Annotated in this window: 19 protein-coding genes; 11 read left to right on the forward strand and 8 right to left on the reverse strand. The window is 60.0% G+C overall.

From position 1 onward, the window contains the following. Nucleotides 1–2: 2 nt before the first annotated feature. From arsC to BM438_RS21475, 3 genes are all read left to right on the forward strand, one after another. A complete protein-coding gene (arsC, locus tag BM438_RS21465) occupies nucleotides 3–425 on the forward strand; it encodes an arsenate reductase (glutaredoxin) (protein ID WP_093637357.1) in 423 nt (140 codons plus the stop codon). Next, nucleotides 425–1,198, forward strand: a complete 774-nt coding sequence (gene arsH / locus BM438_RS21470) for an arsenical resistance protein ArsH (RefSeq protein WP_093637361.1) — start codon at nucleotides 425–427, stop codon at nucleotides 1,196–1,198. The genes arsC and arsH overlap by 1 nt, the downstream gene beginning before the upstream one ends. A gap of 94 nt (nucleotides 1,199–1,292) precedes the next feature. Next, complete coding sequence (locus tag BM438_RS21475) at nucleotides 1,293–1,598, forward strand: hypothetical protein (protein WP_054040692.1); 306 nt, start codon at nucleotides 1,293–1,295, stop codon at nucleotides 1,596–1,598. Nucleotides 1,599–1,694: 96 nt separating this feature from the next. Here the strand turns inward: BM438_RS21475 and BM438_RS21480 are convergent, their stop codons facing one another. Next, the gene (locus BM438_RS21480) at nucleotides 1,695–2,558 is read right to left on the reverse strand and encodes a GNAT family N-acetyltransferase (protein ID WP_093637779.1); all 864 of its coding nucleotides are present in this window, start codon (nucleotides 2,556–2,558) and stop codon (nucleotides 1,695–1,697) included. A 237-nt stretch (nucleotides 2,559–2,795) separates the two neighbouring features. Here BM438_RS21480 and BM438_RS21485 point away from each other — a divergent pair, with 237 nt between their 5' ends. Then, entirely contained in the window at nucleotides 2,796–3,398 is a 603-nt protein-coding gene (locus tag BM438_RS21485) for a phosphatase PAP2 family protein (protein WP_093637364.1), read from the forward strand. Between the two features lie 18 nt (nucleotides 3,399–3,416). Here BM438_RS21485 and BM438_RS21490 read toward each other — a convergent pair whose 3' ends face one another. The 3 genes from BM438_RS21490 to BM438_RS21500 form a co-directional block, all read right to left on the reverse strand. Beyond that, nucleotides 3,417–4,409: a helix-turn-helix domain-containing protein gene (locus tag BM438_RS21490; protein ID WP_093637367.1), complete on the reverse strand. Its 993-nt coding sequence runs from the start codon at nucleotides 4,407–4,409 to the stop codon at nucleotides 3,417–3,419. Between the two features lie 55 nt (nucleotides 4,410–4,464). Further along, nucleotides 4,465–6,051 (reverse strand): alpha/beta hydrolase family protein, encoded by a 1,587-nt coding sequence (locus tag BM438_RS21495; protein ID WP_093637370.1) that lies wholly within the window; start codon nucleotides 6,049–6,051, stop codon nucleotides 4,465–4,467. Between the two features lie 264 nt (nucleotides 6,052–6,315). Then, nucleotides 6,316–7,023: a dienelactone hydrolase family protein gene (locus BM438_RS21500; RefSeq protein ID WP_093637782.1), complete on the reverse strand. Its 708-nt coding sequence runs from the start codon at nucleotides 7,021–7,023 to the stop codon at nucleotides 6,316–6,318. A 225-nt stretch (nucleotides 7,024–7,248) separates the two neighbouring features. On the opposite strand from BM438_RS21500, the gene BM438_RS21505 reads away from it, so the two are divergent. The 5 genes from BM438_RS21505 to BM438_RS21525 all read left to right on the forward strand — a co-directional run bounded on the left by BM438_RS21505 (nucleotide 7,249) and on the right by BM438_RS21525 (nucleotide 13,618). Beyond that, nucleotides 7,249–8,214 (forward strand): hypothetical protein, encoded by a 966-nt coding sequence (locus BM438_RS21505; RefSeq protein ID WP_093637373.1) that lies wholly within the window; start codon nucleotides 7,249–7,251, stop codon nucleotides 8,212–8,214. 138 nt (nucleotides 8,215–8,352) lie between these two features. Then, a complete protein-coding gene (locus BM438_RS21510; RefSeq protein WP_093637376.1) occupies nucleotides 8,353–8,751 on the forward strand; it encodes a hypothetical protein in 399 nt (132 codons plus the stop codon). A 118-nt stretch (nucleotides 8,752–8,869) separates the two neighbouring features. Continuing rightward, nucleotides 8,870–10,981, forward strand: coding sequence for a response regulator (locus BM438_RS21515; protein WP_341865762.1), 2,112 nt, complete (start codon nucleotides 8,870–8,872; stop codon nucleotides 10,979–10,981). After that, nucleotides 10,974–12,989, forward strand: coding sequence for a hybrid sensor histidine kinase/response regulator (locus BM438_RS21520; RefSeq protein WP_093637384.1), 2,016 nt, complete (start codon nucleotides 10,974–10,976; stop codon nucleotides 12,987–12,989). Before BM438_RS21515 ends, BM438_RS21520 begins: the two co-directional genes overlap by 8 nt. Continuing rightward, entirely contained in the window at nucleotides 12,986–13,618 is a 633-nt protein-coding gene (locus BM438_RS21525; RefSeq protein WP_054040705.1) for a response regulator, read from the forward strand. The genes BM438_RS21520 and BM438_RS21525 overlap by 4 nt, the downstream gene beginning before the upstream one ends. Before the next feature lie 647 nt (nucleotides 13,619–14,265). Here the strand turns inward: BM438_RS21525 and BM438_RS21530 are convergent. From BM438_RS21530 to BM438_RS21540, 3 genes are all read right to left on the reverse strand, one after another. Continuing rightward, a complete protein-coding gene (locus BM438_RS21530) occupies nucleotides 14,266–15,825 on the reverse strand; it encodes a GGDEF domain-containing protein (protein ID WP_093637387.1) in 1,560 nt (519 codons plus the stop codon). A gap of 137 nt (nucleotides 15,826–15,962) precedes the next feature. Further along, complete coding sequence (locus BM438_RS21535; protein ID WP_093637390.1) at nucleotides 15,963–17,540, reverse strand: amidase; 1,578 nt, start codon at nucleotides 17,538–17,540, stop codon at nucleotides 15,963–15,965. 169 nt (nucleotides 17,541–17,709) lie between these two features. Next, nucleotides 17,710–19,431: a hypothetical protein gene (locus BM438_RS21540; protein ID WP_244179417.1), complete on the reverse strand. Its 1,722-nt coding sequence runs from the start codon at nucleotides 19,429–19,431 to the stop codon at nucleotides 17,710–17,712. Between the two features lie 62 nt (nucleotides 19,432–19,493). On the opposite strand from BM438_RS21540, the gene BM438_RS46260 reads away from it, so the two are divergent. Together BM438_RS46260 and BM438_RS46265 are read left to right on the forward strand one after the other, a co-directional pair. Further along, entirely contained in the window at nucleotides 19,494–19,748 is a 255-nt protein-coding gene (locus BM438_RS46260; RefSeq protein ID WP_244179418.1) for a hypothetical protein, read from the forward strand. 20 nt (nucleotides 19,749–19,768) lie between these two features. Next, nucleotides 19,769–19,993: a hypothetical protein gene (locus tag BM438_RS46265; protein ID WP_244179419.1), complete on the forward strand. Its 225-nt coding sequence runs from the start codon at nucleotides 19,769–19,771 to the stop codon at nucleotides 19,991–19,993. Nucleotides 19,994–20,913: 920 nt separating this feature from the next. On the opposite strand, the gene BM438_RS21545 is transcribed toward BM438_RS46265, so the two are convergent. Then, a complete protein-coding gene (locus BM438_RS21545; protein WP_093637396.1) occupies nucleotides 20,914–22,830 on the reverse strand; it encodes an SMP-30/gluconolactonase/LRE family protein in 1,917 nt (638 codons plus the stop codon). Between the last annotated feature and the right edge of the window lie 32 nt (nucleotides 22,831–22,862).

A 22,862-nucleotide genomic window follows, 5' to 3' on the forward strand; every position in this document is an offset into this window, starting at 1 on the left:
GTATGAGCGTTACGATCTATCACAACCCCGATTGCGGCACCTCGCGCAATACGCTCGCCATGATTCGCAATGCCGGCATCGAGCCGGAGGTCATCGCGTATCTGAAGAACCCACCTGATCGGGCCACACTGAAGGACCTGATCGAACGCGCCGGGCTCACCGTGCGCGCCACGCTGCGCGAGAAAGGCACGCCATATGCCGAACTCGGTCTCGCGGACGCATCCTTGAGCGATGAACAATTGCTCGATGCGATGCTGGCGCATCCGATCCTCATCAATCGCCCCATTGTGGTCACCCCGCTCGGCGTACGCCTATGCAGACCGTCCGAGGTGGTCCTCGATATCCTGCCCGCAGCGCAACAGGGGGCGTTTACCAAAGAGGACGGCGAGCATGTGATCGACAGCGCGGGACGGAGGGTTCGTTGATGTTCGGGAATCTGCCTAACATCAGCGCCCCACATTTCCACGCGCCGGATCCGCAAAAACTCGAACCGCACGCGATTTCGCAACACGCCCCGCGAATTCTGCTGCTGTACGGGTCGTTGCGTCCCACTTCATTCAGCAAACTGCTTACTTTCGAAGCCGAACGCATCCTGCGCCAATTCGGCGCCGAAACACGCATCTTCGATCCGCACGGCCTGCCGATCACGGACAGCGTAGCGGCCGATCATCCGAAGGTCGTCGAACTACGCAAACTGTCGGAATGGTCGGAGGGACAGGTGTGGTGCAGCCCGGAGCGTCACGGTACGCTCACGGCGGTGTTCAAGAATCAGATCGACTGGCTGCCGCTCGAAAGCGGTGGCGTGCGCCCCACACAAGGACGCACGCTCGCGGTGATGCAGGTATGCGGCGGATCGCAATCGTTCAACGCCGTCAACGCCTTGCGCGTGCTGGGCCGATGGATGCGCATGGTGACGATCCCCAATCAGTCGTCGGTGGCAAAGGCGTATCAGGAATTCGACGCCGACGGCCGGATGAAACCCTCCGCCTACTACGATCGCGTCGTTGACGTGATGGAGGAGTTGTACAAGTTCACGTTGCTGGTACGCGACCGTTCAGATTACCTGACCGATCGCTACAGCGAACGCAAGGAAGCGCATCCGGAACTGGCGAGCGCGTTGGCGGCCAACGCGATGGTTCATGAAACAGCGAGCGCCAATGCAAACAGCAACGACAGCGACGATAGCGAAACAGAATGACGACGACGGCACTCGGCAGTGCTAACCCTAGCGCTCGCAGCGCATAAAGCTCCTATCCTTAAGATGCCCTTTGGGCATCAACCAGGAGGATGACATGCGCATGCTACTCAACGTACGTATTCCGCACGAACCGTTCAACACGCTAGTGCGCGATGGCACTGTCGGCGAAGTGATAGGGCGAATACTTGAAGACATCAAACCAGAAGCTGCCTACTTCACCGAGCAGAACGGAACACGTGGCGCGGTACTCATCGTGAACCTCGATGAACCATCGGGAATTCCCGCACTCGCAGAACCATTTTTTCTGAAGCTCAACGCCGACTGCGAGTTTCGCGTCGTCATGTTGCCGCAGGACCTCATGAAAGCCGGACTGGAGAATCTCGGCTCAAAATGGAAGTAGCGCATACGTTCGTATCAAACGATGAACTTGCCGTCTGCGGTTCATAAGACGCACCCCAGACGGCATCGCGCGCAAAGGCGCAGACGTGTGCTCCGCTCACCCGAGTTCGAATGAGGTCACGCCAAATACGCGTTCGATTTGAATAGCAGGCGAGTCCTGCGTATACATCCGCGCGGTTTCAAAAACGCTTGTCATGCCATGCCGTTCCGCCAGCGCGACGGCAGCGGGATTAGTCTCCGGCACATCGAGCACGATGACCTCGTCCGGCATGCGCGCCACCAACGCATCGAACAGATCGCTCGCGATCTCGTCGCTATCAGCAAAGAGCGGACCGACCTTGCAACCCGTTCTGCAACGACGCACTACGCCGCAGCCCGCAACCTGACCGTCACGAACTACGGCCAGCGCCGTGGCGTCACGCTGGCCGAGCCAAGTCGCGAGAAAACGCTCACGCGCGGCGGGAAAGCACTGGCGATCGTAGTCGAGTAATTGCTCGAACGGCAGCGCCGACGCATTCAAAATGTTCGAACCCGCCGCGTTTTGGGCGGATGCCTGAACGACACCCTGAAACCGAATGTTGCGATACGCAAGCCGAAATCCGGACTTCCTGTAATTCGCCTGCTGAGCGACAACGCCGTCCAATCCGACATTGCGCTTACCCAGATAGTCCATGCCGTGCCGCCAGACGCGCATGCCGAAGCCTTTGCCGCGAAACGCCGGCTTCACGATATATAGACCGATAAAGCCGAAGTGCTCGCCGTACGCGATCGCGGAAATGCAGGCAACCGGTTCGCCGCGCCACTCTCCGATAAAAAACCCGTTAGGGTCGCCGGCGCGAAAGCATTCGGCATCGTGCAGGCCGGGGTTCCATCCTTCCGCTGCGGCCCATTCGACCGCCAACGCCACATCGTCGGCCGACATGGTGCGCACGATAAAGTCACGGTGCTCGTCCGGGTTCATCACGATCGCCTCGCCCACTGCGCCTGAAGCATAGCGGCCGCCGCAGTAGCCGCCACCTGGTTTCGTTTGATGTTTGCCTATGCCGGCGGCATGTTCGCCGACATGCATCGACAGATTACACGGCCCGGCGACGGACGATTCTGTCAATCGCTTCCGCCCGCCCCTAAGCTTCTCCTAAGCCTGGCCCGCTAAGATTGGGGGCACGATTCATCACACGTCCCTCAAAAACCTCACCGCATGAATACACTCGAAGCGTTCAATCAGGCGCTCTTTCTGATGATCAACGCCACGCCATCGACACCCGCCTGGCAAATCGACATGGCGCGAATGATTGCCGATTACGTCATTTATCTCGTGCCGCTGTCGCTGATCGCGATATGGCTCTTCGGCGATGCGCGTCAGCGTGAAGTCGCCGTGCGCGCATTTTGCGTAGCCATGCTCGCCCTCGGGCTCAGTCAGATTATCGGTCTGGTTTGGCCGCACCCTCGGCCATTCGTGATCGGAATCGGCCATACGTTCCTGGAGCATGCGCCCGACTCGTCGTTCCCCAGCGACCACGGGACCCTCTTCGCCACCATCGCGCTGACCTTGTTGCTGGGCGGAGTAAGGCGGTACGGCATGGCGATCCTGCTGTCCGGACTTGCCGTGGCTTGGGCGCGCGTGTTTGTCGGCGTCCACTTCCCGCTTGACATGGTTGGCGCCGTCGCCGTGGCGTGCGTGGCGTTCCTGCTGATCGCGCCGCTGTGGCGGCTGGGCGGCGCCACGGTGACAGGCAGCCTTGTCAAGGTGTACCGCAAGCTGCTGGCGTGGCCAATCGAGCGCGGCTGGTTGTCCTCATAGGGCTTTGCGAAACCGCGTCTACCGGGTCAACGCCCGAAAATCACTCGGCGACATCTCGTACGCACGACGAAACGCGCGATTGAATTCCGACGCGCTATTGAAGCCCACGCCATAGGCGATTTCGACGATCGCCTTCTCCGGATAGCGATGCAGTTCATCGGCCGCCTCACGAAGCCGCCGGTTGCGAATATAGGCGACCAATCCGCCTTCGGGTTCGAAGAGACGATACAACGTGGGCCGCGAAAGTTGCGACGCGGCGAGCACGCTCTCCGGCGTGAGATCCGCCTGCCCCAGATTGGCTTCGATATAGCGGCGCGCCGTCGCGAACATAGCGGTGCGAGCGGCCGCGCGCGCATTGCCGGTTAAACGCGCCTCCTTGCCGAAGGCCGCCGCAATCAACAACGCACAGGTGCGCATCGCGCGATACGCTTCCTGCCCATTCATCTTGTGCAGGTTCTGGGTAAGGTCGGCGAGATGGCCCGGAATCATACGCGCGAGCGGCGAGTCGTATTCGATCGCGCTGCCATGAATCGACTCCGCTTCCGGCAAGACGGATTCAACCAGCGCACGCGGCAGGAAAAAAGCCTGCACTCGGCACGCACTACGCACCATCTGCATCGGCTGGTTCATATCCAGCGCGAGAATGCCCGGCCTCGTTTGCAGCGCTTTGCGCTTCGGATACAGACCCGTTCCGGTCTCGATGCTGCCCTCCACGGCCACATGAAAGACGAACTGGCGGACCGAATCGGTGGAAATGCGAGCGACGGATCGCGCCTGCGAAACCGGGTCCGTGCGGCAATCCATGAATGTCAGATCGGCGGCCTTGTAGCTGTCGATCGTGCCGCTAAAGCCATCGGCCAGTTGCCAGCGCGAGATCGGCACGTCGAGAAAGTGGCCAAGCCGGTCCCGCCACGCGGGCAGTTGCTCGCGCGGCGCTTCGCGGTGCGTATCAAAGTGGCTGTAAATGCACGCCGAAGGCGCCGCGTCCCAAGGCACGGAATCGGTGGTCAAAGCTTTCCCCTGCGCAGTCTCGTTGTCTGCGCATGATAGCCGCAGATGCCAGCGCTCAAAAGTTCGTGAAGAAGGCCCGGGCGGCGACCATGCAGAACGACGCCACCAGTTCTCCGTGATAGGCCTGAAGCACAGCCGAGGCGCCGCCGTCAGTCGCGCCGCCCGCTACGGCCTGATTCGCGAGCGTCGCCTTCGCGCTCGCGAAACCCTGCTTGATGGGCGCGTACGGATCGTTAGGCCCGGAGATCGGAGAGTCCACGTCCAGCACGGACGTAAGCCCTGCCGGCACTTTGGCGTCCTGCCAGTAGGCCTGCTCGATGCGAGCGTTGAAGAAAAACACGGTGGGATCCGAGCCGCCGCCGCACAGCAGAACCGGCGCGCGCGGCAGCCAGTTGCGCAAATCATTGCGCTTGAACGCCTGGCGCAGCGGATGCATCGGATTCGCGGCCGGCGTCAAGGCCACCGTGCTGTCGGGAAACGCGCCATCGGGATTGGCTGAAGCATCTTCCAGAAGACTCAGCCGATAGGCGTTGCGCACGAGATTGGCGTTGCCGAATCCGGCAGCAAACACTGGCGTCAGCGAGGGCGGGGTGAGGGGCGGCGAAGTCGGCGGTGTCATCGAAGCATATTGCGGCGCGGGCGGAACGCTGCTGAAGAGTTGCGTCGAGGGCAGTTTCCCTTTCGAAAATAGCGTATTGAGCGGCTGCAGGCTCGGTAGAAGATTCTCGATCCCCGGGGCATAGGCCGCTTCATAGAAGTCGCCGGGCTTGCGGTAGATGTTCTCGTAGGCATGTTGATAACCCGTCACGATCAAGGTCGTGAACAGCGTCGACCCCAGGTTCACCTCGCCTTCGATGAGCGCGTCCGCAGTGGCGGCAAGCGCATACGGACCCGATCCCGGCGCGGATGCCGTGACCTTGACACCGGCCGCCTGCAAAGCACGATGCGTCGCGAGAGCCACGAAGCCGCCTTGCGAATAGCCGGTAACGAAGAGCTTGCCGTTCTCGCGAGTCTTTCTCTCCGCTTTTACTGCACTCAGTGCGGTCCGCGCCGCCCGCAGCGAATCGATCACATCGGCGGATTGCTGGTCGGCGTTCAGATAGGGGTGGTATGTGAGGTCGGAGCCGGCATAGCCCGCGTAGTTTGTCGCCACCACGATATACCCTTGAGCCGCATACATGGCAGCCACGCTGATGCCCTCCCCGGCGCCGTCGCCGTTGCCCGGATCGGTTTGCGTGATATCGGCAATGTTGTAGTTGCGGTACGCGGTCGTGCCGTGCGCGTAGAGCATCAGCGGACGCGGCCCGCTGCATGCAGCCGACCGTCCGCCCGGAATCATCAGCGCGCCACTGGAGGTGGTGGGTTCGCCCGCGCCGCCGATGGTGCGGTAGCGGAAGGTCACGATCTCCACCCCGCAAGCGGGCGCACCGGCGATCTGCGCGAGTTGCTGACCGGATGCGTTCGATGCAAGCAGTTTCGAAAACGCCGCGGCGCTGAGCCGTAGCGTGACGCGCTGTTCGAGTAGCTGACCGCGGGCCTTGCATCCCTCATCGCAACCGGAGCCGGCCTGCACATAAGCACTGCCGCCCAACGTGAAACATGTCAGCAGCACGAGGGCCGCGTTCCGAATCGCTACAGGCATGTGAGGCTCCGTCTTGTTGGCTTTTGTTTGCGCTTGTTGGTATTGCGGCGATTGGGCTGCCTTACATACAGAGTGAGGGGAGTATAGGTAAACAGATTGGCGCGCCGCCACCCTCATCCTTCACGAGTTTGCAATGGAATGCTTCATGAGGTGTCCGGCCGCGAGAGCCGGTCGGCATAAGAAACGCCGACCGGGCTCGCTGCTGGCTGACGGGATCAGGTCGCGGCTTGCGTCCACCTTTCAATGCGGGTCCGCGCTTGCCGCTTACTTCCAGAGCGTGCGGCCGAAGAAGGTCAGCGTGCGGTCCCAGGCCTGCTGCGCCCAGACCGGATCGAACTGGGTCCTGGAGATGCGGCCCGGCCCGACTGCCGTTTCGTTCGCGAACGCGTGGTACGCAAGATAGCGATGGAACTCGACGTCGACATTGGCCGCGCTGAGCTTGGACTCCAATGCGTCGACCGTTTCAGCCGGGAAGAATTCGTCTTGCGTCGCCCAGTGACCGAGCACCGGAACCTTGATTTTCGATGCGTCGATGTACTCGAGCGGAGGGAAGCCGTACCACACCACCCCGGCCGATACTTCAGGGATATTGCATAGCGCGAGCCAAGTCAGCGCGCCGCCCATGCAATAGCCGGTCACGCCGACATTTGCCGAGTGCTGCTTCAGATACTGGACGGCGCCCCGCACGTCCTGTGTCGCGGCATCGCCGAAATCGAGTGCGCTCAGCAAATGGTTCGCCTCAGCCTCTTCAACCGTCGACTTGCCGCGGAAGAGATCGGGCACCAGCGCCAGATAGCCGGCCTGCGCAAGCCGGTCCGCCACGCCGCGAATCTGGTCGTTCAAGCCCCACCATTCCTGAATCACGACGATGGCAGGCGCGCCTTCCAGCTTCTGCGGCTTGGCCAGATAACCCTGAACGTCTTTGCCGTCAGGGCGGTTAAACGTGATCATCGATCCTGCAGTCCGTTGCATCATTGCTCCTCGAAGTAGCCGAAGCCGCTAGCATAGCGCCAGAGTGGCAAGGTCTGCTGGGCCCCCGGCAACCCGATCAATACGACCTGTGCACCCCGACTTTGTGGCGACGATCCTGTTCATCACCTCATTGCGATCGATGGCCCAGTTCCTTATTGAATTTGGCCAAAGCCGCCCCTCGAACCCATACTGCGGCTTACCCGTCGTTTCCGGTTCAGGCTACTCATGTCCGTCCTCGATCACATTGATGGAATCCGCCGCGCCAGATTCCGCGGACGCTTCAAACCATCAGTGGTGCTCCCCCTCATTGCCGGCGCCTTATTGAGCCCGGCCTTCGGCAGCGCCGGCTCGCCCGTCCCGTCGACCGCCGTCGTCACTCATGTGCGAATTCTTCGCCTATCCGGGGACGTGGTGAGGGAGGGCCGCTGGGCCTTTCTTATCTCCGCGCTGAACCACACCGTAGCGGCCTACGGCCCGTACATCATCGACGCCTATTTTTCACCGATGTCGGCCCAGCGCGAGATCGACGAGGTGATATCGGGCCGCCTGATCAACGTCCTGGCAAGCGAGCCCGGACACCCGGAACTCGACGCCTCGGCAATTCCGGTGCCGATTCCCATCGACCGGGGCCTGCTCGGCTATCGCGTGGCGCTGATCAATCAAGGCGAGCAGGCTAAGCTCGACAGCATCCACGACCTCCAGGGTCTTCGCACACTCAGCGTTGGCCAGGGCCAGGGTTGGGGCGATGTCCCGATCTACCGCGCGGCCGGCGTTCCACTCGTCACTGCCAGCCGTTACGATCTGCTTTTTCCGATGCTGGCTGACCACCGCTTCGACATGTTCCCGCGCGGCGTAGTCGAGATCACGCGTGAAATCAAAGCCTTTCAGCCGAGTTACCCTAATATGAGGATTGACTCCCACCTGCTCATCCGCTACCCGTACGCGCAGTTCTTCTATGTCAGCCAAAGCGAGCCGTTGCTGGCGAAGCGGATTCGCGACGGCCTCGAAGCCATGCTGAAGGACGGGAGTTTCGAGGCGCTATTCCGCGAACACTTCGCGCAAGGCATCGCCGATCTGCATCTCGAGCGCCGCGTGCTGATCGATTTGAAGAATCCACTGCTGCCGTCATGGGTGCCTCTCGATCGCAAAGAACTCTGGCTCGATCCGTTCGACGGCAAGAAACGGCATTGATGCGCGGGACGATAGGCGTTAAGGATTTCCTGACCCAAAAATCAGGAAACCACCAGCCTATAGTCCGGACTACCTGACGGCGACACTCAAGCGCTGAGTTTAAAGTGGTTCTTTACATACCATCGCCGGATCACCGTTATGAACGACTACTTTTTGCCGAGCGAGAAAACAGTCGAACGCATTGACGAGCTGTGCGTACGTCTATTCGAGCTTTGGTGTGAAGAAAGAAAACTGGTACCGCTCGCCTATCTTTTGCATTGCTGGCCGTTGACCGGTCACGATACGGTTGTGGTCAAGCGTCTGGCTGATGCCATGTCGGATCTGTGCCAGTTCCAGGCGGCGAAACTCAGTGCTCGTGAGTCGACCCTGGTGCGCGAAATCATCGGCAACGCCCGCGAAATCATCGGCGAGCCATTGCCGCGCGGCGCCACCGCCGCGAACGGTGCCGGCATTATGTGGGCGCGAGTGCGGCTCGCGAAGGCAGCGGGTCAAGTGCCGGCATTTGCCGCGGCGGACTTCCTCGACGGCCCCTTATAGACCGCAATTCGGCGACGAGTGCAGAATACCCAAACAAGAATCACAGCACTCGCGGGGAAATATGCTGGCGAATAGCGTTGGTTCAATCTTTGTCTCGCCCGGCCGATTCAGGCACAGCGTGGTTTTCCGCCTGCTGGCCACCGTGCTGCTGTTCAGTTGCGCGGTCACGTTATTGCTCACCGCACTACAGCTCTATCGCGACTATAGCCGCGGCGTCGAACTGATCGAAACACGTTTATCCGATATTGACCGAAGCAATCGCGACAGCCTCGGCGAAGGTCTGTGGCAGCTCAACCGCACAGAACTCCAGCTTCAACTGAACGGCATCCTGAGGCTCGCCGACATGTGCGCCGCCGAGGTACGAGAGACCGGCGCGAGCGCGACGCCATTGGTGGTGACGGCTGGCGAGCGCAGGACAGGCGCCGTGATATCCCGCGAATTTCCGATCTTTTATCGCATCCACAGCGCCCAGCAGAAGATCGGCACCCTCTATGTGCAAGCGACGCTTGCCAATCTCTATCAGGCGCTAGCGCAAACCGCGCTGGTCATTCTGATCAGTCAGGCTACCTATACGTTCATCGTGGCGCTGTTCACCATCTACATCTTCTCGCGCCTCGTTACGCGGCATCTCGCCACGATTGCCCGACTCGTCGGCGAATACGACTTCCGTGCGGCGCCGAAGCCGTTCGTCCTGCCGCGCCGCCAGCCGCGCTGGCCAGACGAACTTGATCGCGTGGTCGCCGCGTTCAACAGCATGGGCGCGCGGCTGCATGACGCCTATCTCGCCGAGCGTGACGCCACTGCGCAGCGGGAAGCGCGGTACCTTGCCGAAGCCGCCAATCGGGCCAAGAGCGAGTTCCTCGCGAACATGAGCCACGAACTGCGCACGCCGCTGAACGGCATCCTCGGCTATACGCAGATTTTGCTGCGCGACGGCAGCCAGAGCGAGCGCCAGCGCAACGCGGTCGAAGTGATTCACCGTAGCGGCGAGCATCTGCTGACGCTGATCGACGACACGCTCGATTTCGCGCGCATCGAGGCCGGCAAAATGCGCATCGAAATGGCCGACGTATCGCTGCCGGGCGTCCTCGATACAATCCGCGACATCATCAGTGTGAAGGCGGAGCAAAAACGCCTGCGATTCCTATGCGAGCTGGCCCCCGACCTGGGCTGCGCCGTGCGGGCGGACGAGCGCCGCTTACGGCAGGTGCTGCTTAATCTGCTGGCGAACGCCGTCAGATTCACGGACACAGGCTGCGTCAGCCTGCAAGTCAGCCGTGCGCCCTCCGGGGCCGTGCGCTTCTGCGTGCGTGACTCGGGAATCGGCATCGCGGCCGACAAGCTCGGCGCGATTTTCGAGCCTTTCGAGCAGGCCGGCGGCCCCGAGCGACGCGCCGGCGGCGCCGGGCTCGGTCTTGCGATCAGCCAGCAGTTCGTGCGCGCAATGGGTAGCGAAATCCACGCGGAAAGCACGGTCGCGCATGGGAGCGTCTTCTGGTTCGATCTTGCTCCGGCCGTCGCCGATGCGTCCGCGGCGCGCACCGACCCGGTAACGCCGGCCGCGCCGCGCGTGACGGGCTACACCGGTCCGCGCCACAAAGTGCTGGTGATCGACGACGAGCCCGTCAATCGAGCGGTCCTGGTCGAGCTTCTGGATCAACTGGGCTTCGACACCATCGAGGCCGCCAGCGGCCATGAGGGGCTCGCAAAGGCGCGCAGCGAGGCGCCGTCGCTCATCATGACCGACATCCTGATGCCGGAAATGGACGGACTCGAAACAACACGCAGATTGCGCCGCTTGCCGGGACACAGCGATATTCCGATCATTGCCGTGTCGGCGAATCCTTCCTGGAGCGATGCGAAACGAAGCACCGACGCAGGCGCGAATGCCTTCCTGCCCAAGCCGGTCGACTTCGAACGGCTGCAGGCCCATCTGGCGGATTTGCTGGCGCTCAAGTGGACTGACTCGCCGGCGACTCACTCGCCGCATCCTGACGCATCGCGCACGCACGCCCCCGTGTTGCCCGATGACGAACTCGACAAGCTGCATCGTCTCGCCCGTCTCGGCGACATGCGTGCTATCGCCGAATGGGCCGACAGGATGGCGGCCCTTGACGAGCGCAATCTGGTATTCACAACAGAGTTGCGTGCACTCGTGAAAGGCTATCAGTCAAAGGCCATCCTGCTGCTCGCGGAGGAATATCTCGAGAGGAAGGCCAGCCATGAATGACATAACGAGCCCGGCGGAGCCGGCCACCATTCTGGTTGTGGACGACGCGCCGATCAACATCGGTGTCGTGGCCGATAGTCTCGAGGACAAGGGCTTTCGCGTGTTCGTTGCACTCGACGGCGAGGAGGCGCTCGAACGGGCGCAATTTTCGCAGCCTGACCTGATCCTGCTCGACGTAAAAATGCCGGGCATAGACGGCTTCGAAACCTGTCGCCGGCTCAAGCGCAATGAGTTGACCCGTGAAATTCCGGTGATCTTCATGACGTCGCTCGCCGATCCTGACGACCTCGTCGAAGGATTTTCGGCGGGTGGCATCGACTACGTCACCAAGCCGTTCCAGATCGCCGAAATGTTGGCGCGCATTCGCACCCACCTCGCGCTGCGTGCCATGCACAAGGCACTTCGTTCGCAAAACGAAAGTCTCTCGAGCGAGGTGGCGGTTCGCCAGCAGGCGCAAGAAGCCCTCTCTCGCGTGCGCGACGAACTCGAAGACCGCGTCGCCGAACGAACCGGCCAGCTCGCGCGCGCGAATGCGAGTCTGCTGGTCGAAATCGACGAACGCATACGGACCGAAACGAAACTCGTGGCGAGCGAAGCGCGCTTTCGCACGATCGTCGAGACGAGCCCGGTGCCGTTGTGCATTACGTCCATGGACGACGGGCAGGTCCTCTACATGAACGGGCCGTTCCGCTGGCTGTTCGGTTTCGGCGTGGACGATTGCGGCACCACCTACATGAGCGACTTCTATGTCGACCCGACGGAGCGCGACAGAGCGGTCGAACTTCTGCGCCACGAAGGCGGATTCACCAACAACGAGATCCAGTTCAGGAATTCGGAAGGCGAGCACTTCTGGGCCGTGGCGACCGCTCGCATTGCGACGTTCGCTGACGCCCCGGCAATCTATGTCGGTCTCAACGACGTCACCGCGCGCAAACAGGCAGAAGAGAAATTGCGCGCCAGCGAAGCCAGTCTGGCGAACGCTCAGCGGCTGGCCAAGCTTGGCGACTGGGAATGGACCGCGGCCGCCGGCGTGACGCACTGGTCGTATGAGATGTACCGGATCCTCGGTTTGGAGCCGAACGGCGTGCGGCCCAGCTATCGCACGCTGCGCGCGGCGATTCACCCTGAAGATCGGGCCGCTGTACGGCGGGCCGTGCGCGCGGTGCTCGCTGACCGGCAGCCGCACTTTCTCGATTGCCGCCTCACCGGTGGAGATGGCGCGCCACGCATCGTACAGCTTCACGCCGAAGCGGCACACGAAGGGCCTGGCCATCCGCTCAAGCTGGTCGGTACGATTCAGGACATGACGGAACGTAAGCGGGTCGAACAGGAACTGCTCGAATCGCGCGAGCGTTTGCGCGAATTGTCCGCGTACATGGAGGCGGTTCGCGAAGAAGAGCGAAAGTGGATCGCCATGGAAATTCACGACGAACTCGGGCAATTGCTGACCGCACTGAAAATGGACGTGTCGTTGTTGCGGATGCGGCTCGACAGCGATTCGGAAGCAGCCAGAAAAACCGAGGACATGCGTGAGCTGGTCGAGAAGACCATCTGGATGGTCCGCAACGTGGCCAGCCACCTCAGGCCGGCTGCGCTAAACTTTGGCATCCTGTCGGCACTCGAGTGGCTCGTGGACGACTTCGTTCGACGTAATCGCATGCCGTGCCAGTTGTCGATCCATGGGAGCGAACCGGTTCTGCCGGATGCGCATGCAACGGCCGTGTTCCGTATCGCGCAGGCCTCGTTGACCAATGTTGCGCGCCACGCCGACGCTTCGCGCGTCGACGTCACGCTCGCCGCGAGCAACGGCTCATTGACACTCCATATCAGCGACAACGGATGCGGCTTCGATCTGCCCGCGGCGCGCCGGCGCTATTCCTACGGATTACTAGGCATGAGCGAACGCGCGCGGCTGATTGGCGGCACGTTGCAGATCGAAAGCACGCCCGGCGCGGGCACAACCGTCTCTATTCACATCCCGCTCAGGACCGACGAGAAAAGCACATGATAAAGATCCTCATTGCAGACGACCATGCGATCGTGCGAGGTGGGCTGAAGCAGATCATCGCGACCACCACCGACATGATCGTAGCCGACGAGGCGGCCGAAGGCGCCGAAGTACTCGAGAAACTACGCGCCCGGTGTCCCGACCTGTTGCTGCTCGACATGACCATGCCGGGCATTAGCGGCATCGATCTGATCCGGCGCATCAGGGCCGAGTACACCGCCTTGCCCGTGCTCGTGCTGAGCATTCACAACGAGGCCCAGGTCGTCTCGCGTGCGCTGCGGGCCGGCGCAACCGGCTATCTCACCAAAGACAGCGACCCGGAGATCCTGCTGGCCGCGATCCGCAAGCTGGCCGAAGGCGGCAGATTCATCGATCCGAAACTGGTGGACTCGATGATCTTCGGCACTCACTCCGGCGACACCCCGCCGCACGACATGCTGTCCGATCGCGAATTCCAGGTGTTACAAGCTTTGGCCGCCGGAAAGAGCATCAACGATATTGCTGAAGCGTTCGCGCTCAGTGCGAAGACTATCAGCACACATAAAATGCGCCTCATGCAAAAACTGGGGATCACTAATAATTCAGAATTGATTCGCTATGCGATCAGGCATCACATTAGTACGGAATAAATTCAATTAAGGAAATCCCTACACGGACATCCGCATTCCCCGATGTCGGATTGGGCGAAGGCCGATCGACAAATTTTTTTGACGTCCTTATGCTTGGCCAAAGCTTTTCGTTTATGATCACTCCCCAGTGAAGTCGGCACGCTAAAAATAACCCTGTTCTGAGAAAACACGCCGCCCAATTGTTAAATCCTGGTATGTGGCAATAATGCCCGCACCCAGTACCGCGATCCGTAAAATTGACTGATTAACGTCTCTCAGGTTCTGGCATGCATTCCTCGGACGCCAGAGTCTTTCCGGCCGACACAATGTGTCGGCCTTTTTTTGCCGATTACTTATTGAAATAGAAATCCGGCCGATTCCCAAGTCATTAATTCAATAGAGAATTTAATTCTTTCGCAAACCTTTGCTGAATTAAACCCTTTGCGAAAAATCGCCGTTAGACAGACCAGATAGCTGATCCTGCCATGACAGACAGAACGAGGGCCGGAATTGAGAGAAAAGATCATTAACTCTCTCGTATAAGATATCCGAAATATATTTGTATGAACAATATCCGGATGTCGGCGAAACAGTATGCGACGCAGCCATCGCGCTGCCGGTGCCCGGCGGTATCAAAAGGAACCAGCCGCACGTTTTACCGGCCATCGCTATACTGATCCGGTCCCCTGGAAATCCCGTTGTCCGATCGATTCGATGCGATTTCGCCCGCGTTCTTTCGCGCAATATAACGCTCGATCCGCAGCCTCAACGATCTGGTGCACGGAACCCGTACCGGCCGATCCGAAAACAGCGATCCCGATACTCACCGTCACAAAGTCGCCAAGCGACGTCTCATTCCTGATATGCATCGAGCCGACCGCAGCCAGCATTTTCGCTGCCACCAGACGTGCTCCGTCTTCGTCCGTCGCAGGCAGAATCGCAGCGAACTCTTCGCCACCATAGCGTGCAAGCAGATCGCCACTGCGCGGCAGAGCCGCTTGCAAAGCGCTTGCAACCGCAACGAGACACTTGTCTCCCGTTGGGTGGCCGTAGCGGTCGTTTAACTTCTTGAAGTGGTCGATATCGATAAGCAGCAAGCCAAGCGGAAGCTGGTTGCGAGCCGCGCGGTTCCATTCAAGTGCGAGCGTTTGGTCGAAGCAACGACGATTCGCCGCATTGGTCAACGCGTCCGTGAGTGCAATCTTTTCGAGGCGGTCTCTTGCATCGCGCAACTCATGCTGAGTCCGCACCAACCGGCTTTGCAGAGCTGCCGTCCGTATGGTGTGCACGACTAATGCGGTGACTATGCCAACCGTCCCGACGTAAAAGTGTTCGCGCATCAGCGGAATGCTCAACGCGAGCAATGCCAACGTATAAAAAATTGGACTACCGTTCTCGATGACAACGGCGAGGGGCGGCTTCTCTTCATCGAGATCGGCTTCACTCTCTTGCGGTGAGCGCATCATGCACGCCACGCCCAATAGCAGAAAAGGAACGTCGACTATCACGTCGATCACAGCATGACCGTCTGAAGAGGCGGCCCAACTGTTGTACACGCCGGCCACGATTGCATAGATCCACAAGTAGCCGCATAGGAGTTTGTAAAATCCGCGGTCCTTTTCTCGTGGCAAAAGACGGAGACGCAGCGTCGCCGCCATAGCAAGAACAACGTTCTCGACGTTGTAGGTCAGCAATAGGACCGAAGCCGAGATTGGCTTGAGCGCAGTGTCGGAAAACGGCACTACGGTAAATATGGTGATGTAGGCAAGATAGGCGGTCAATACTGCCTGGATGCCATCCATCCACACGAAGAGCGGAATTCGCTGCCTGCTTGAAACGGACGAGACGGCGAGAAGTATCGGCACGCCATAGAGAAAAAAGCAAAAGTCGGAGAACCACGCAATGCCCACCGGCATCTGTTGAAACAGATCTTCCCAGGCGCTGAGACCAATGCCGCAGGTCCACAAAAACAGGCCGGCAGCGAGCAGAATCCATGGCGTGCGTGATTGCCGCTCCACGGCGCGGGCGCGCCAGCAGGTGGCCGCAAACGCGAACGACGGAGCAAGTATGAGGAACGGATAAGTGACCAGCGTCGCCCGGGATCGAAACAGCATCAGGCAAACTGCATGCACGCCCAGGAAAGACAAGGCGAACCATGCGAGATGTATCGATTTTGGCGAGCGGTGCAAGATTTCACCCCGAACTTGAGGAAGCCAGGTGAAAGCCATCGTAAAGCCGATGGCGGTTCAGCTTCTCTTGTGTAAGCCGACAATGTCGATAATCTTAGCTGATGGCATGTCAGGCGAACACCCGAAAGTGATCAGGGTTCGCCCCCCTTCACTAGTCGCGGCAAATGGGCGGCAATTCAGGCACTGACCAACGGAGGTACGTTGGACCGCGTCAGAAATTGCGGGTCTCTGCGCCACTGGGTCGCCTGCTCGAACGCATAACCCAATGCCAATAACCGCGCTTCAGTCCAGGCGGGCCCAACAAACGACAAACCGACCGGCAAACCGCGCACTTGCCCGGCCGGCACTGTCAGATGCGGATACCCGGCCACGGCTGCCGGCGTCGAGAAGCCGCCATTACTGCTGTCGCCGTTGATGAAGTCGGTCAGCCATGCGGTCCCGCCCGTCGGCGCGACGATCGCATCCAGACCATGCTGAACGAGTACGCGGTCCAATCCTTCGTCCCGAGATTGCGTACGGCACGTTGCCAACGCGCGCTTATACGCATCGCTATCGAGATCACCCAGCGCCTGGGCTTGAGTGAAAAGTTCCTGGCCGAAGTAAGGCTGCTCGAGATTGCGATGCGCGTTGTTGAAAGCCATCACATCGGCAAGATTACGAACCTGTGCATGCGGCGCGAACGTATCGAGCCACAGCGGTAGATCGTGTTTGAATTCATGCAGCAATACGGAGAGCTCTTCCTTGTCGTAACTGACTCGCGGCAAATCGACGGGATCAATCACGTCCGCGCCGAGCAGCCGCAGTTGCGCAATAGCCAGTTCTATCTGCCGGTCGACTTCGTCGTGGCCCGTGAAAAACTCTCGTGCGACGCCAATCCGGGCGCCCTTCAACGCGTCTTTGTTCAACGCTCGCAGGTAGTCGTCCGGTGCAGGCGCCGCCGACGTTTGCGGATCGTGCGAGTCCACGCCGGCAATCGCCGAAAGCAGCAACGCCGCATCGTGGACCGATCGGGTAATGGGACCGGGCGTGTCCTGCGTGTGTGAAATCGGAATGATGCCGTCACGGCTTACCCGTCCGACAGTCGGCTTGAGTCCGACCACTCCGCAGATCGACGCAGGAGACACAATCGACCCGTCTGTCTCAGTGCCGATCGCCATGGCCACCAACCCCGCGGCGACCGCTGCCGCGGAGCCGGAACTCGATCCGCTCGTGTTGCGGTCCAACGCAAAGGGGTTGCGCGTCAGGCCACCGCGGGCGCTCCAGCCGCTGGTCGAGCGCGTGGAACGGATGTTCGCCCATTCGCTCAGATTCGTCTTGCCGATGACGACCACGCCGGCTTCACGCAGGCGGCGCACGAGATCGGCATCGCGGGTTGCGCGAATGCCGTCCAGGGCAAGCGAACCTGCCGTTGTTGCCATTCTGTCGCCAGTCGCGATGTTGTCCTTGATAACGACGGGCACGCCATGCAATAGGCCGCGGCGCTTACCCTCGCGGCGCTCGGCATCCAGCGCGGCCGCGATCTGCATGGCGTCGGGATTCAGTTCGATCATGCTGCGCAACCGCGGACCGCGCCGGTCGATCGCTTCGATGCGGCCTAGAGCGTGACGCACGGCCTGCGTGGCGCTTGCCTCGCCGGCCGGTTTGAACGGCGGGTGTCCGGGAGGCACCGATGTCGGCGAAGCGGCGCTGGCGCCTTTTGACAATAACCCGGCTGCTAGTAAACCAACTGATTCAAAGAATCTGCGTCGTCGCATGGAGTAATTTGAATTGACGTTTGCTGTAGCGATCCGCGAGGCATGACACGTTGGCGAGGCGGTCCGAAGGTGGCGAGATTATCCCGCCAAAATTCATCCAACCGCTACCACTTCGGATTGATCGACGCGCCGCTGCTCTCATCAGCGGCGCGTCGGTACGACTCGGGCCTTATTGGCCCGTATACCCGACCGGAACAGTCGCATTGGCCTTGGCGACCGTTGCGTTGTTCGAGACGATGTACTGCGGCACCTCGGTGAGGGTCAGCGTGACTTTACCGTTGGTGTAAGCAAGCGTGCTGGTATTGCCGTAACCATCGATCTTCGTCACATTGCCCGACGTACCGGCACCGTCGACCTGAAGCGAATAGCTCGTCGAGTAGGTCTGGCTATAGAGACCACTGCTCGCGGGCCACTGCGCGTTGCTGTGCGCCCATGCGGCAGTCACCACCTTGCCGTTGCCAAGCTGCTGGAACGCATATGCAAACGTTCCAGACGGCGTACCCGTAACCCGGCCCAATGTGTTCGTGCCGTCCAGCACACGTGTCATCGTCGCGAAGGCCATCGCTTCAGGTTTCGGCGAGAGGTTCGTCGCACCGTAAGCCCCTTGCGCGTCATTCAGATCGAAGAACGAGCCGTATCCCACTTCGCCCGGATAGTCAGGACCATAGAAAAGCGTCGTCAACTGTGCGCCACCGCCAAGCACAATGATGTGCGACCGCACGCCAACCGCAGCGTGGGCGAACAACTGGTTCTGCGACGGCACCGTGGGGCCGTAGTTGAGACCGGGATCGTAGCTCGTGCCTGCTTCGGTGAAGAAGAGTTTCATGTTCGGCTTACCCGCCTGCATCACCGAACGCAATTGCGTCATCTGGTTGTCGAGCGCGTTCGCCTGGTTCGCCGGATCCGGATCGGAGTCCTGCAATTCCGGCGGATGGGCCGGATAGGTGCCCGCATTCCAGTAGCCATGCGTCGAGACTGCGTCGATGTAATTCCACAGGCCAAGCGCACCGAACTTCTGCAGATAGCCGGTGGTGCAGGTGTCGCAATTCGAAGGGAACGGGTTGCCGGTTCCCATCACGACGGCATTCGGATCGGTCGAGTGAATGCCCTGATACGCGGCCTTATACATCGCGACGAAGTTCGCGTCGCTATCCGCCCAGCCCAGGCTCGGTTCCCACGTCACCTGATAATAGTTGCTTTGCTGGTTCGGATAGTTGGCAGCGCGAATCAGGCTCGTATCGGTACCGACTTTGGCCATGAAGCTCTGGAACTCAGGCATGTTCGACGGCGCATAGTAGCTGTCGTTGAATTGCCCCGTCTTCGAATCCCATGCAGGCAGTCCATCGAGACGCACAATGCGCATCTGATCAGGGTTGGCCTTGTAGAACGGATCGAGGTCGTTCACGTTCGGCGTGTAGGTGTTGGGGCCATTGGGTTCCATGGCCGATACCTCGCGGTCGTCGATGGTCCACGAGATGCCCAGATCATGCAGCGCGGCGATGTTGCCGTTGAAGCCCTGCATGCCGAAGCGGTGCTGATCCTGATGGGCATACGTTACGGTACCCAGTACCGACGTCAGGTTCGGCAACACGCCGAACGTCGCAATACCCACCGGACGCGTACCGGTGTTGGGCAACGTGCCGCCGTTCGAGCGCAACGTCGCCGTCAGCGCGCCATAGCCTGACCACGTCGACGTACATGGAATCGAGTTGGTCTGCACACCGCTGCTAACCGCAAAGCTGCCCTGCGCCTTGATCGCGCCGGTCGAGTCCGCCACGGACCAGACGACCGTATCCGCGCTCGGCGCGTTCGTCGTAATCGCGAGCTTGAACGCCGCGTTGTTCTGGAAAATGCGCATGCCGTCGGTGGTGGGCGTGTCGGCGCTGATCACGCCATTCGCGGTTCCGCCAGCCGTGTGTGTGGGCGTGCCGCACGAGAGGGTCGAGCTGGACGGTGACGGAGTGGGAGCTGGCGTCGGCGTTGGCGTTGGCGTCGGTGTCGGCGTCGGTGTCGGCGTTGGCGTCGGTGTCGGAGTTGGAGCCGGCGCTGGTGTCGGAGCCGGCGCCGGTGTCGGAGTTGGCGTTGGCGTGGGTGTCGGAGCCGGAGTTGGGCTCGCGGCAACCGCCTTCACCCAACATGATTTGCCGTAACCGTATGCGGGATCTGTCTGCGAAACCGCGCCGACATAGCATCCGACGCCGTTGCTAAAGGTGGCAGGGGTCGTCAGCATGACCGACGGCGAGGTGGGCGGCACTGCACCGAACACCACCGAGCCAGTTCCGAGGAATTTGCAGGTGCCGTTCTCTTGTGCGCACAACTTGTATTGCTGTCCTGCGACGGTGATGGTGCTCGTCGCAGCCTGCGCATTCTCCGCACCAAACCATGCAAACACTGTTGCTGCCGCAACTCCCAAAAGTTTGAAGTTTCTCGTCATTGTCCGTATGTATCCCTAAAAATCAGGTTGTCCCCGAGGATTGAGCAAGATCGATCTAAGCCGTCCCGCTTTGGCGTTCTTTGAGTACTGAGAGAGTTGAAGCGGCGAACGCGACGATCGCGTTCATTGCTGATGAAACTGGCGCTTCCAATGTGCCGGTAGCCGCTCGCAGATACCGTTACGCATTCGAACGCACACTGAGCGCCGCCTGGCGGCAGTACGCTCAGCATCTTGATCTGTCACCCTTCAATAGATAACAATTACGTCATCCTTACTATTAACCAAGAATGTTTGCGTGATGAGGTTCTATCAGTGATTGACGGCGCACCCGGCATGCTCGATTTCAGTCGAGTCAAATCCAGGGCGTGACAAGGCCCGTCCGGAACCTAAATCTAATTAGGTTTCGAGCCCAATTCCCTAAAAGGAAAAGCTGTGAAAACCGCTGACAGGTAGCGTTAAAGTCGCTCGACTCATTCGCAACCCATTCGTATGAGAGACGCTGGTCCAGCGCCTTGAAACCACCTACCCACGCAAGCTTTACTTGATTGATGCCGTTCCCGGCACGTGCCCGGCATTACTTACAGCCAGTGTTTTGGCAGACGAATTATAAACGTTTCATCTGTGTAACGTGGGCACGACCAGGGACGATAAGTAGTAGTTCAAAGAATCTTTCTGGAAACGCTCCCGATGGTTTTCCAAAGCAGTGGAAATGGAAAATCTCTGCCTCACCGGGGGCGGAAAACGCAGGTCTTTGACTTTCCCTCGAAGAAAAATAAATAGACCGGAGCAAAGAATAACGCGGGCGGTTTTTATATTATTAATATCAATACGTCAGCGTATCAAATGCGTAGACGGAGAGAACTGAACGATGCGAATTCGACGAGGCGTAGAACGCGCACCGCATGTTTTCTCGTCTGATCATAGCCTCGAGTAAACCGATCAAGGCGTCCAGCGATAAACAATAATGCTGGAGCCGTTGTAGTTGTCTTTCGTGATCACGTACTCGCCGGCCGCTCTCAGGTATGCCCTCAGGCCATACATCGAATCCACGTCGTTGCCCACATCCACCGCGCCCGCACTCGAGTTGATCAAGGTCGTATCGAGGTTACCCGTGGTGAGATTGAAGGCGTCGATGTTGGGAACCGTATGCACATAGCCGACGAACAGATAATTGCCCACGGCCGTGATTGACTTCGGATTGGCGCTAGTGAGGTTGATCACCGGATTGGGCTTCGTGGTGTTGCCCGCGCTCCAGCCGTGATACACCTCGATCCTCGATTGAATCGCCGTCCAGTCCCAGCTCCCGGCGATGCCTTGCGCGAGAATCATGGTATCGCTCTCCGGCAGATAGATGATGCGTGTCAACGGACGGATGCTCTGCGGAATGGAGATGGCGATGCCCGGTCCCCATGTCGGCTTACCGCTGCCGTCGAAGCTGATCAGCGGGTAATGATAGATGTGATTCGTTCTGTCCAGACCAGCCCATACGTCTCCCCTGCTATCGATGCAGAATCCGCCCGTGATCTGTAGCGTCGTATTGAACGCAGTGCCTGGAATCGACGCATCCGGAATCGCGATATAGCCGCTCGCCGCATTGAAATGGTAGAAGTAAAAGATGCCAGGGTTCTGACCGGACGCGACGAGGATCCGGTTTCCCCCCACGCTAACGAGCTGACCGAAATGCTCGTCGCGCTGCGTATCGTTCATGTTGAGACGTGGATCGGACGGGTAAGTAAACGGGTCGACGGTATTCGCGACGAAGGTGCCGCCCGCAGTGCCGGTGTAAATATTGGTGCCACCATAGAAGTAGGCGCCGTCCGTAACCGGGTCTGGTGCGGCGACCGCCTCGAAGTTGAGCGACTGAAGTTTCCATTGCAGATTGCCGGCACTGTCATACGCGTGAATGTCGGTGCTGCCGTTGCGGCCGAGGTCCCAGCCGCCTCCCCACGGATTGTTGAGCACATACAGGGTGCCGGTTGCATCTTTGCCGATGCCGACAACACGGGTGAAGCGCTTGTCGCCAACCTGGCCTTTGATGCCTGTGGTGCTGTCGAGATAGCCGCCCTGAATGCCGAATGTGCCGACCAGAGTCGGCGTGCCCGAGATGTTGTAGAGCTTGATATTCATGTCGGGACCTTGGTCGCCGACCATGAGCTGTCCTGATGACGCGTCGAAATACAGCGCGGACGGTCGTGACGTCGCGGGCATCTGGATCGTGTTCAGCGGAGCGCCGGCCGGACTGAATTCAACGATCGTGGCCGCGCTTTGCTGCGCTACCCAGAGATTTCCCGCGCCATCCAACGCGAGTGCGCCGGGACCGGAGATGTTGATGTCCTGCTGCCACACGCCGTCGGTGGTGTAGACACGGACGCGATTGCCCGGGAAATCGCTCGCATAAAGGAGCGTGCCGGTCGTGGCGAGCCCGGTGATGACATCGGCGTGCTTGACCGCGTTCCAGACGCTCACGGGGATGAGGACATCGCGTTTCTGGGTCGCTCTGTTATATCGCCCTACCGCCCCGCTGCCGTACACGGTGCTGTACTGCAAGGCGGCGAAAATCGATGTGGCATTACCCGTTATCGCCCCACCCTGAAACTCGCTGTTAATTCCAATAGAACCGATGCTCTTGCCGTTCTGATAGATCGCGACGCCACCCTCGTTTTCATCCCATAGGGAAGCCGTATAGATCACGCCTTCAGGCGCGACCCACATCGAACGCGCTCCGTTGCCCACATGCGTGGCAAGCGTTCCGAATGTATTCGCCAGCCAGTCGGTGGTGTATTGCGCCTGACACGCCGGCGCAATCACGGTGATCAGTGCGCCAAGCAGTGCAGCACGTATTCGTTTTTTAAACATGGGTGATGCTCTCCTGACGATTATCCCTCGTT

The sequence above is a fragment of the Paraburkholderia aspalathi genome (assembly GCF_900116445.1).
In the GTDB taxonomy this organism is placed as follows: domain Bacteria; phylum Pseudomonadota; class Gammaproteobacteria; order Burkholderiales; family Burkholderiaceae; genus Paraburkholderia; species Paraburkholderia aspalathi.